5 protein-coding genes and 1 pseudogene are annotated in these 11,400 nt (G+C 68.8%); 3 read left to right on the forward strand and 3 right to left on the reverse strand.

Going from position 1 to position 11,400, the window contains the following annotated elements; genetic code table 11:
• Positions 1-1,007: 1,007 nt before the first annotated feature.
• Positions 1,008-2,531 carry a polyprenol phosphomannose-dependent alpha 1,6 mannosyltransferase MptB gene (mptB, locus tag AC1WTP_RS33605; RefSeq protein WP_481653257.1) on the forward strand — a complete coding sequence of 508 codons (1,524 nt, stop codon included), beginning with the start codon at positions 1,008-1,010 and terminating at the stop codon, positions 2,529-2,531.
• A 415-nt stretch (positions 2,532-2,946) separates the two neighbouring features.
• Here the strand turns inward: mptB and AC1WTP_RS33610 are convergent, their stop codons facing one another.
• From AC1WTP_RS33610 to AC1WTP_RS33620, 3 genes and pseudogenes are all read right to left on the reverse strand, one after another.
• A complete protein-coding gene (locus tag AC1WTP_RS33610) occupies positions 2,947-5,457 on the reverse strand; it encodes a glycoside hydrolase family 65 protein (protein WP_481653255.1) in 2,511 nt (836 codons plus the stop codon).
• Between the two features lie 285 nt (positions 5,458-5,742).
• A pseudogene (locus AC1WTP_RS33615) lies at positions 5,743-8,470 on the reverse strand (HAD-IC family P-type ATPase).
• A gap of 437 nt (positions 8,471-8,907) precedes the next feature.
• Positions 8,908-9,324: a transposase gene (locus AC1WTP_RS33620; protein ID WP_109903262.1), complete on the reverse strand. Its 417-nt coding sequence runs from the start codon at positions 9,322-9,324 to the stop codon at positions 8,908-8,910.
• Positions 9,325-9,420: 96 nt separating this feature from the next.
• On the opposite strand from AC1WTP_RS33620, the gene AC1WTP_RS33625 reads away from it, so the two are divergent.
• Both AC1WTP_RS33625 and AC1WTP_RS33630 read left to right on the forward strand, forming a co-directional pair.
• On the forward strand, positions 9,421-10,392 hold the full coding sequence (locus AC1WTP_RS33625) for an alcohol dehydrogenase catalytic domain-containing protein (RefSeq protein WP_481653256.1): 972 nt from the start codon (positions 9,421-9,423) through the stop codon (positions 10,390-10,392).
• A gap of 309 nt (positions 10,393-10,701) precedes the next feature.
• Positions 10,702-11,157 carry a phosphate-starvation-inducible PsiE family protein gene (locus AC1WTP_RS33630; RefSeq protein WP_109903260.1) on the forward strand — a complete coding sequence of 152 codons (456 nt, stop codon included), beginning with the start codon at positions 10,702-10,704 and terminating at the stop codon, positions 11,155-11,157.
• Positions 11,158-11,400: the final 243 nt, after the last annotated feature.

An 11,400-nucleotide genomic window follows, 5' to 3' on the forward strand; every position in this document is an offset into this window, starting at 1 on the left:
CTGCCTCTCGCGACCCGCCGACCAGCGCATTCCGCCTCGCAGGACCTCCAGGCCCGCCGAATTACGTCGAACCCGGGCCTGGCCACGGTGCGCAAACTCGTCAACGCCCGCAGCCTGGAGGACAGCGACACATCCGGACCCACCAGGTCCACAGCCTCAGCGACGGCCTGCGCCACGAGCTGCTGCGCCTACCACTGGTATCCATCGTTTTCAGCACAGACTCGATGATCTGCAGTCATAGCCTGTCCTCCCGCCAAGCCCTCCAGGGCTCGGCGTTTCAGGCCAGACCGGTTACACCCCTACTCGGACACCTCACCGTGCCCGACCTGTTCACCAAGACGGCGTTGGCGATGACCGGCCCCCTCGGCTTCGACGCCGTCGTGTCGTTCGCCGCCGACCCGCCGCCGACCACTAAGGTATCCAAGTGATTGCTGTCAGCGATCACGGCCTGGCAAGACACAGGGTCCCTGCGCGCCATCATCGGCCAACGGCTGGTCGACGAAAAAGCTCATCCACACCCCCTGAGGTTCCGCGACGCGTTCGCCATCGCCCCCCCGAGGCACCTTTCCTTCCTTCGATTGAACCCCATGAGGAGGCACAGGTGGATCACATGCTCACTCATCCGGCAGGCAGGGCCAGCGCCACATGGGAGCCGGCCCAGTATTCCGCAGCGCGTCCCCGAAACCGTTCCGGCTGTTGTGAGGTTTACCGCTCTAGTCGCCATCGGCTGGTTCCGGCAGGTGACACCACGGCGTCCTGTTTGCGCCCTGGACAAGATCCCGTTGACGACCTGCCCGTGAGCCGCCACCGACCCGCTACTGCTACCGGCTCCGTTGCTGACGATCGACGCCGGTGGTGATCCTGGTGACGGTCCGTTTGGTACGGCCGTCTCGAGCGGCCCGTCGGCCGGCCGACGACGAAACGGGAGGGGCACGCCGGTGAAGGAAACCCGGACCTCGTCGGGTACGCTCAGCGCGGTCGATGCTGCCACCTCGCGGGGTGCGCCCCTGAAGGCCGGGTCGTCCGGTGAGACCCCGAAGACCGGCTCGCCTGGTGGGGCCCAGACGGCGGCTAGGCTCGGTCGGGCGCGCGTCGCGCGGTACGCCGGTCTGGCCGGCGCCGTGCTGCTGGCCGTCGCCGGGTACGTCGGCGGCGCGCTGCCCGGGGCGACCACCGAGCAGGTGTGGCGCTCCGCGGACGGTCCGCTGACCGTCCTGCTCTGGCTGCTCGGCACCGGCCTGCTGGCCGGCGCCTGGTGGGCGCTGCGCGCCGGTGCGCCGTCGACCGGCTGGGCGTACCGCACGGCGGGCCTGTGGACGGTGCCGCTGCTGGTCGCGCCGCCGCTGGGCAGCCGGGACGTCTACTCGTATGCCTGCCAGGGCTGGGCGTACGCGCACGGCGTCGACCCGTACGCGACCGGGGTGGCGGCGGCCGGCTGCCCGTGGGTGGACGCGGTCGCGCCGATCTGGCGGGACACGCCCGCGCCGTACGGGCCGGTCTTCGTCCTGCTCGCGGCGCTGGCGGTGACGCTCGGCGGCGGGCTGGTCGGCACCGTGGTGGTGCTGCGGCTGATCGCCGTGGCCGGGGTGCTGCTCGCCGCGCTGTGCCTGCTCGGGCTGGCCCGGGCCGCGGGCGTGCCGACCCGCCGGGCGGTCTGGCTGGCGCTGGCCGGCCCGTTGGTCGGCGTGCACCTGGTGGCCGGCGCCCACAACGACGCGGTGATGCTGGGGCTGCTGCTGCTCGGCCTGCTGGTGCTCGTCCGCTTTCCCGGCAGGCCGCGCGCGCTGCTGGTCGCCGGGGTGCTGCTGGGGCTGGCGGTGGGGGTGAAGGCGACCGCGCTGGTGGTGCTGCCGTTCGCGGCCCTGGCGGCGGTGCTCGGCCGGTACACCGTACGGTCGCTGCTGCGGGACGGCGGCTGGCTGGCCGCCGGTGTGCTCGCCGCGTTGGCCGGCACGTCGCTGCTCTCCGGTCTCGGCCTCGGCTGGATCCGCGGGCTGAGCCGCAGCGGCGACTCCAAGCAGTGGACCTCGCCCCCGACCGCCGTGGGCATGGTCATCGACTACGCGTGGGAATGGGCCGGCCGAGATCGGGCCGCAGTGCCGTTGACCCGGGCGGTGGCGATGTTCCTACTGGTCGTGTTCCTGGCGATGCTGTGGTGGCGAGCCTGGTCGATGCTGCGCGGCCTCAACGACGTCCGGCAGCGGGCGGCCCGCGTGAACACGGCCCGGCCCCGGGTGGCGCTCCTGTGCGGCGGGCTCGCACTGGCCGGCACGGTCGCCCTGGCGCCGGTGTTTCACCCCTGGTACGCGACCTGGCCGCTGGCGCTGCTCGCGGTGTCGGCGGCACGGACCACCTGGTTTGTGGCGCCCTGCGCGATCGCGTCTGTCCTAACTCTGCCGGACGGCACAATGGCCCGCCTGGTCAAAGCGCCGGGGGCAGTCGCAATGACCGCGCTGGTCATCGGTGTGGCGGTGTGGGGCCTGCCGCAGCTGCGCCGAGCCCGCCTTGGGATGCCCGAAGTCACTTCCTGACTTTGCCGCCGCCCCGCTGGCGGTTCCCCGTCGGGCCAGTCGTGGCAGCCGGCCTCGTGACGCCTGCCCGGCCGGCAGCGACCACTTGGATCAAGGAAGCTACCCGAGTCGCCGCACCCTGATGGGAGCAAGGGCCGACGCAGAAGCCTCCAAGGCGCGTGGCGGTAGGCCGTCTTGCCGGCTCATCCTACGGTCACCCGTTCGTCGAGGTCATCGTCGCAGTTGCGGACGCTCGCGTCCGGATCCTTCTGGGGGTGCAGCTAGACCACTCCAACAGCGGACACGCCCGTGTTGCAACCGCACCGAGCCGGATGGTCCAGCGGTCGTCATCGATCAGAGCAGGAACCGGTACGTCAGCAGCAACCCTTGCGGGCGAGCCGACACACGCCTCCTCGCACAACCGGCGGGCCCGCGCTTATCCGCTCTGCTTTCGATCACGCCCGTGAACAGCTCGCTGGCCGCGGGTTCGGGCGGTGGCCGGGCCATCTGGAGTGAGGTCGACGGTGAGGTGGATGCCGCTGTGCAGGAGGTGTGGCTGGTCATCGATGACCACGGTGACGGGTGGGGCGGCGCTGGGTAGCGCGTGCACCGTCAGATGGCCGGGAGTGATCTCAAACCGCAGCCAGTGTCCTCGGTAGCGGATGTCGAAGGTGAGGTTGGTGAGGGGGTCTGGCAGCAGCGGGTGCAGCCAGAGGGCGCCGTCGCGGGCCTGCAGGCCGGGGTAGCAGCGTTGCAGGATGTCTGCGGTGGCGGCCATGGCACCGAGGTGGATCCCTTCGCGGGTGGTGCCGCCTTGGCGGTCGGACAGGTCGGCGTCGAGGGCTTCCCGGAAGAGGTGCCAGGAGGCTCGCCGGTCGGCGCGGGCGAGGACCCATGCGTGCACGACGTGGCTGAGTGTGGAGCCGTGGCTGGTGCGGGCGACGTAGTAGTCGATGGTGGCGGGAATCGTCGCTGGGTCGAAGCGGTAGCCCATGCGGTGGAGGGTCGCGGTGAGTTCCTCGGCGCTGAGCAGATAGAACAGCATGAGCACGTCGGCTTGTTTGGATGCTTTGTATCGGTTGGTGGTGTCGCCTTCGGCCTCGAGTATGAGGTCGAGTCGCTTGATGTTGCCGTAGCGGGTCCGGTAGGTGTCCCAGTCGAGTTCGTCGAGGTCGTCGTAGCCGGCGAACTGGCTGAGCAGACCATTGGGCAGAAACGGCACGTGCAGCCTGCGGCTGATTCGCTCCCACTGGTCGAGTTCGCGGTCGCCGAGTTTCAGCCGTTCCCACAGGTCGTCGGTGTGGTGTCCGCCAAGAAGCCGGTAGATGTCGAGGGCGCGGGCGAACATCCAGGAGGTGATGATGTTGACGTAGGCGTTGTCGTTCAGGCCGCCACCGGGGTTGTCGGGGTAGCCGTCATGGAACTCGTCGGGCCCCATGACGCCGTTGATGTGGTAGCGACCGTCGGCGGGGTCGAAGCCAGCCTGGCTAGCCCAGAATCGGGCGATCTCGACGAGCAGTTCCGCGCCGTAAGCGGTGAGGAAGTCGACGTCGGCGGTCACCTGGAAGTAGTGCCAGATATTGTAGGCGATGGCGAGGCTGACATGGTACTGCCGTCGTGAGTGGTCGGGCATCCAGCGCCGTGACCGCGGGTTGAACAGCCAGCGGGGGGTCTCCTCGCGTCCATCGCTGCCACTTTGCCAGGGAAACAGCGCGCCTGCCGCCCCGAGGCCGGCGGCGAGCCGGCGCGCCTGCGGCAGCCGCCGGTACCGGTACAGAAGCAGCTCCCGGGTCAGCTCGGGCATCCGCAGGTTGAGCAGCGGAAAGACGAACAGTTCGTCCCAGAAGACATGGCCGCGGTAGGCCTCGCCGTGCAGGCCCCGCGCCGGCACCCCCACGTCGAGGTCGGCGCTGTGGTGGGACAGGGTCTGCGCCAGATGAAACAGGTGCACGTTGAGGGCGAGCTGGGCCTGGTCGAGCCCGGCGCCGTCGAAGGACAGTCGCAGCCGCCGCCAGATCTGCCCCCAGACAAGGGCGTGCGCGTCTCGCGCCGTGGAGAAGCCAGCGGCGTCGGCCACCTCCCGCCGGGCGGCGTCGAGCGGCTCGGAGATCGCCCGATCCAGGGACGTGTAGACGGCCACGATCTTGTCGATCTCGATGGGTATGCCCGCCGAGGCGGGGACGGTGAAGTCGTGGCTCACCCGCCCGGTGCCGCTGACGGTACCCGGGTCCGCCGCGGGCGGGACGCCGTTGACGTGTAGCGAGGTCCGCAGGGCCTGGGCGACGCGGATGCGGGACTGGGTGGTCTGCGTCACCAGCCAGAGCACGTCGCCGTCACGGCCGGTGGCCAGAGGCGGGTCGAGGTGCCGCTTGGCCAGTGCGGCGAACTCGGCGACGTTGTCGTTGACGACCTGATCGTCGATGAAACTGCGGATGTGCAGCGCGGCGGACCAGTCCAGCGGGGTGATGACGGTGCGCATCGCCGCGATGTGCGGCCGCGCCATGGACACGAGGCGCTGCTGGCTGATCCGTGTGCGGCGCTGCTGCGCGTCGCGCACGACCACTTCCCTGAGCAGCAGCCCACGACGCAGGTCCAGTGCGACGTGATGGTGGATGAGCTCGTGGGTGCCGGGCCCGAACCACGCGCCGTCGGCGGGCCGAAACGTCAGCGGCAGCCAGTTCGGCAGGTTGACGATGCTCTCGTCTTCCCGCTCGCGTCCCGCAGTACGGGAGCAGAGCCGGTTGTACACCCCGGCGATGTACGACGCGGGGTAATGCACCCCGTTGGCGTGGGCTTCCGACGCCGCGCCCCGGGTTGCCAGGTAGCCGTTGCTGAGGGTCAGCAATGCCTCCCGGGTTGCCTCGTTGACGGGGTCGCAGCCCTCGTAGGTCAGTGTCCAATCGTCGCCGCGGGCCAAGGCGCACAGCGGGCAGCGTTGGTCAGGCATTCGTGTCCTCCCAGCGGGTCCGGATCCGTTTCGGGCGAGTGTCAGAACCAGCTGCCTGGTTCGGCAGCGCTGCGCCGCGGTATCGCCTGGGTGCGGACCCGTCGTCGATGTCGCGGCCGGCCAGACCCAGGAACTCTCTGCAGCATCGTCGGCGCGTCCGGCTGGCCCTTCTCGGTCCCGGCGGCCCGCGGTCGTGGAACTACCGGCGTGGGTGTCTTCCCTGGCGGCGACAGGTGCCCGTTTCAGCGCGCCGGGCTGTCACCGCGACCGCGGGGGTTGCTGCGGCTATTGCTGGGGCAGGCGGCTGACACGGCCCCGGAGGTGACCCTTCTGGATGGCGACCATGATCGATGCGAGCACCCCGACGCCGGCGATGCGCAGCCATACCTCGGCTCCGATGGGGGCGGTGTCGAACAGGCTGTTCATAGCCGGAAGGTAGGTGATGGTGGCTTGGGCAACCGCCTGCGCGAGGACACCGGCGAGGATCCACCGGTTGCTGAGCGGGCCGATCCGCCACATCGAGCGGGTCAACGAGCGACAGCTGAACAAGTAGAAGATCTGGACCACGACGACGACGTTCATCGCGGCGGTGCGGGCCTCGGCGAGCTCCGCGCCCCGGGCTAGCTCCCATTCGTACAGCCACCAGGCTCCACCGACGATAAGGATCGACACGAGCAGGATCCGCGCCGCGAGAGTACCGGTCAGCAGCGGCTGGCCGGGGTCGCGTGGCCGCCGGTCCATGATGCCCGCCTCCTTGGGCTCGAAGGCGAGCGTCAGCCCGAGCAGGACCGGTCGTCATGTTGATCCACAGGATCTGAGTGGGCACGATAGGCAGCGTGGTGCCCAACAGGATGGCCACGAGGATGACCAGTCCCTGGCCCATGTTGGTGGGCAGCGTCCAGACGATGAACTTGGTGAGGTTGTCGAACACCCCGCGGCCTTCCTCCACGGCTGCCTCGATGGTGGCGAAGTCGTCGTCGGTCAGAACCATGTCGGCGGCATCTCGGGCGACCTCCGTGCCGGCCTGCCCCATGGCTATGCCGATGTTGGCGCGGCGCAGCGCCGGCGCGTCGTTGACGCCGTCACCGGTCATGGCTACCACGTGGCCGCGCGCCTGGAGCGCTTCGACCAGATTCAACTTCTGTTCCGGGGAGACACGGGCGAACACCTGCGCCCGCTCGACAGCGGGCGGGTACTGTTCGGCGGTGAGTGCGGCCAGTCTGGTACCGGTCAACACCCGCCCATCGCCGTGATCGCTCTCGTTGTGGCCGTCGCCAAGAAGCTTGAGCCGACGGGCGATGGCGGTGGCGGTGGTCGCGTGGTCGCCGGTGATCATCTTGACCGTGATTCCGGCAGTGTGGCACGCCGCGACGGCGGCGGCTGCGGCGGCTCGGGGCGGGTCGAGCATCGCCTGCAACCCCGTCAACACCAACGCGACGGCCCCCTCGCGCGCCTCGAACTCCTCGGGATCGGCGCCGGACCGCACAGCGGTGGCCAACACGCGCAACCCACCGCCGGCAAGGCGTTCAGCGGCGCGGGCAACCGCATCCTCGTCCAGCGGCCGGACCGAGCCGTCGGCGCCCATCTGGTGAGTGCACATGGCGACGATGCGCTCCACGGCACCCTTGGCCAGCGCGACATGGTCGCCGGTGGCCCGCTCGCGGTGGAGAGTGGCCATGTACTGCCTCTCGGAGCTGAACGGGACCACTGCGACGCGTGGGAACTCCTCGCCGACTTCGGCCGGCGTGACGCCTGCCTTGGCACCAGCGACGATCATGGCTGCCTCGGTGGGATCGCCGATGACGCGCCACCCGCGGTCGTCGCGGACGATGCTGGTGTCACTGCAGGCGACGCCGGCACGCAGGCACCACCGCAGCGCGTGGTCGTGCGCGACTGCTGCGGGAGCGCCGTCGCGGTCGCGCAGCTCCCCCTCGGGGGTGTAGCCGGCACCGGTGACCTCGTAGGCGCCGTCGGGCGTGACGACGGCCCGTACCGTCATCTGGTTCTCGGTGAGCGTGCCCGTCTTGTCCGAACAGATGATGGTCGTGCTGCCGAGCGTCTCCACCGCCGGCAGCCGTCGGATGACCGCCCGCCGGCGCGCCATGCGGGCGACGCCGATCGCGAGAGTGATCGTCACCACCGCCGGTAGCCCTTCGGGGATCGCGCTGACAGCCAGTGCCACTGCGGCGGTGAACGTCTCGACCACAGGCTGCCCTCGCAGCACGCCAACGGCGAACGTCACCGCGGCGAGAGCGAGGATCACCACGGTCAGCAGCCGGCTGAACCGGGTGAGCTTCGCCGTCAGAGGAGTGGCCAGCGTCTGCGCGGCCCCGACGAGACGATGGATCTGACCGATCTCGGTCTGCGCCCCCGTGGCGACGGCCACACCCACCCCAGAACCCCCGCTCACGAGTGTGCCGGAGTAGACCATGTTGCGCCGGTCCGCAACGGGTGTGGGCTCGGGTACGGCCACCTCGTCCTTCACGACAGGGGCGGACTCGCCAGTGAGGGCGGACTCATCCACCCGCAACTCCGCCAGGCGCACCACCCGAAGATCGGCCGGCACCTTGTCACCGGCCTCCACCAGAACGAGGTCACCGGGCACGATCTCCTCCGAGGCCAACTGGCGCTCGTGACCGTCACGCACCACCCGGGCCTGCGTGCGAACCATGGACCGCAACGCGGACAACGCGGCCTCCGCCTTGGACTCCTGCACCATCCCGATGAGGGCGTTGACGACCACCACGGCGAAGATGACGACGGAGTCGACGCCCTTGCCCAACGCGGCGGTGACCACTCCCGCGGCTATCAGGACGTAGATCAGCGGGTGATGGAACTGACGCAGCAGCCGCATCCACGCGTTCCCGCGGGCCGCAGTGGGAAGCACGTTCGGTCCGAACCGCTGCAGCCGCTGCGACGCCTCCTCAGCGGAAAGCCCGCGCTCGGCGTCGGTCTCCAGCAGCACGACCACGTCGTGCGCTGCCAGCGTGTGATGCTCCTTGACTACAGACACGGTCGCCTGCCCCGCGGCCCTCGCACGGTGGGCACAACTGCGCCGACGGCGATTGTCCACAGGCATCCGCCCCGCGTGCTCGGCTCGGCCATCGAAACGCGACCAGCGCTGTCCAGACAAGCGGTAGAGCCCGCGTCGACTCGTTCGACGGCCTTGCGACCGGTGCGCGCCCGCACCGAGCAGATCTGGGACATGGGCAGACACCCCCATCGCACGTCAAATCCCCTTTGCCATGATGACGCCGATCGGCGAACGTCCGCAGGACTTCGCCCGATGTATTCAAACCCTCGCGCTTGCTGGAGGCGAGACCTCGATACAAGGTGCCCGATCCCGACGTGCAGCCAGGACGTGGCCAACAGGATGACCGCAAATGTCCGGGCGGCCTTGCGGCAAGCCCGCCGAAATCCGGGTCTACTGATGTTCTCGTGGGTGGGGTTTCATGATCGTCCGGGTAGTGGTGGGCACAGGCCGCCGCGGCGGAGGTTGGCCATGGTGATCAGCGCTTGGGCGCTGCGGTAGCCGTAGGCCTGGCGGGTCAGGACGCGCAGGTGGACGTTGTTGGCCTCGATCCGGGCGTTGGACAGGCCGCTGTCGAGCATGTTGTGGATCGCTGGCAGATGACGGCGGATCGAGCGGGCGAGTTTGACGAACGGGGCCAGCTTCGACCGGCTTGCCCAGCGCAGCCAGCCCTGCAGCAGCAGCCGGCCGTCTGCGCCCTTGACCGCGATGACCTGCCGGAACTGTTCCTTGAGCAGGTAGACCCCAAATTGCGACGCGCGCCGTGTCGTCCGGTGAGTTTCCCGGTTCTCGGGCGGCGTGGCAGTCCGATTGAGATGCTGAGTGCGTCCAACCAGCCACTCGAATGGGGTGGGGAGGTAACCAAGGTGAGGGCGCTAGTCTACGGCGGTCCTGGGAAGCGGTCCTGGGACGAGGTGCCGGACCCACAGGTCGTGAATCCCACCGACGCGATCATCCGGGTTGACGCCGTCACCATCTGTGGCACCGATCTGCACATCCTGAGCGGAGACGTGCCCGAGGTGCAGGCCGGGCGGGTTCTCGGACACGAGGCGGTCGGCACGGTCACCGAGGTCGGCGCCGCGGTCAGCACCGTACGGCCGGGCGACCGGGTGCTCGCATCATGCATCTCCGCCTGCGGGCGCTGCCGTTTCTGCCGGCAGGCACGGTACGGCCAGTGCCTGGGCGGGGGCGGCTGGATCCTGGGACACCAAATCGATGGGGTGCAGGCGGAGTTGGCCCGGGTGCCGTTCGCGGACCTGTCCACGTACACGTTGCCGGACGACGTCTCCGACGAGGCCGCCCTGATCCTCGCTGATGTTCTGCCCACGGCGTATGAGGTGGGGACGCTCAACGGTCAGGTCACCCCGGGCGACACAGTGGTGATCGTGGGGGCTGGCCCCATCGGACTCGCGGCCATCTGGACAGCCCGGCTGTTCTCGCCGTTGTGCGTCATCGTGGTCGAAAAGGCAGACGGCCGGTTGCGGGCGGCCACGCAACTCGGCGCGGACATCGTCGTCAAGCCAGACGACGTGCTGAAGGTGGTTCGCTCGGTCACCGACGGGCTCGGGGCAGACGTGGTGCTGGAGGCAGTAGGGGTGCCGGCATCGTTCGAGCTCTGCCTCACCCTGGTCCGACCGGGTGGGCGGGTGGCGAACATCGGGGTACACGGCAAGCCGGCGACGCTGCATCTGGAGGAGCTCTGGATTCGGGACATCACGATTACCACGGGCCTGGTGGACACCTATTCCATCCCGACCCTCCTGCGGATGGTCGCCGCCGGGCGGATCGACACCGCCGACATGATCACCCACCGGTTTCCGCTGGGGGACATCATGCGGGCCTATGACGCCTTCTCCCAGCCAGGACAGACCGGAACACTCAAAGTGGCGCTGTCTCGAGGGTGAACCGCTGACGGGTTTCTGTGAAGACCTCAACGCGCTCTTGGGATGTCGGCTCCGACCACCTCGCACGGCTGGTGTCGAACGTAGAACATCGGTTGTCGTATTCCTGCGTGAGACGTGGTGGCGATCGTCGGCTCGGGCGTGCTGCCTGCGTGTCCGTTCGTGCGTTTTCCAAAGCCGCCTGCCGAACCCGGCATGCCATGCCCTTGCCGCACACGGGGCTCGCCGTAGGTCCCGGATGGGTGCGGTGATTCTTGTCCCTTGCCGGTGCTGCCGACGCGCCGGACACGACAGACGACGGGTCCTCCTACCATGACGGCAAGCCGGTGGATCAGACGTTTCGAGCGACTCGTCATCGGCGTCCTGCTGCTGCTGTTGGCCGTTGTCCTGGTTCTCTCGGTGCTTGAACTGGCATGGGTGCTGTTCAACGACATCACCAGCCCGCCCGTGATGATCCTGGAGATCAACGAACTGCTCGACCTGTTCGGTCTATTCCTGCTGGTCGTGATCGGCGTCGAACTTTTCGAAGCGATCGTCAAGACATACTTCCACGAACGCGTGGACCGCGTGGAGGTCGTCATGATTGTGGCGATCATTGCGATTTCCAGGAAGGTCATCGTCATCGACGCTGAGAAGACGGAGCCGATGACCGCCGTCGGGATCAGCGCCATCATCCTCGCGCTCGCCACCGGCGTGTTTCTGCTGAGGTTGAAGCGCCACCCCGACGCTGTGCAGGCCGACTCCGAAAGCGAACACCGCCGCACCTGACACCAACCTGACACCCGCGCCTCTGGCCGGTTCGGCCCTACGGCGGCTGATGCGGGGCTGGTACGTCGCCTTGGCGGAGGCGCGACTTTCGTGCGACCGACAAGGGGACGCGTACCGCGGTGGTGTTGTTCAGGAACCCAAGGACCGGAAGGTGGGGCAGCAGGTGCACGGCCCCGGCGTTGTTCGGGTGTGTCCGGTTTGATCATGGTTTGTTAGATGCCGTAGGTGGCGAAGACGTCGCGG

The sequence above is a fragment of the Micromonospora sp. R311 genome (assembly GCF_056780015.1).

Bases quoted from the DNA above. Each gene is read 5' to 3' on its own strand.
- AC1WTP_RS33610 (WP_481653255.1), bottom strand. From the start codon at position 5,457: ATGCCTGACCAACGCTGCCCGCTGTGCGCCTTGGCCCGCGGCGACGAT.
- AC1WTP_RS33630 (WP_109903260.1), top strand. From the start codon at position 10,702: ATGACGGCAAGCCGGTGGATCAGACGTTTCGAGCGACTCGTCATCGGC.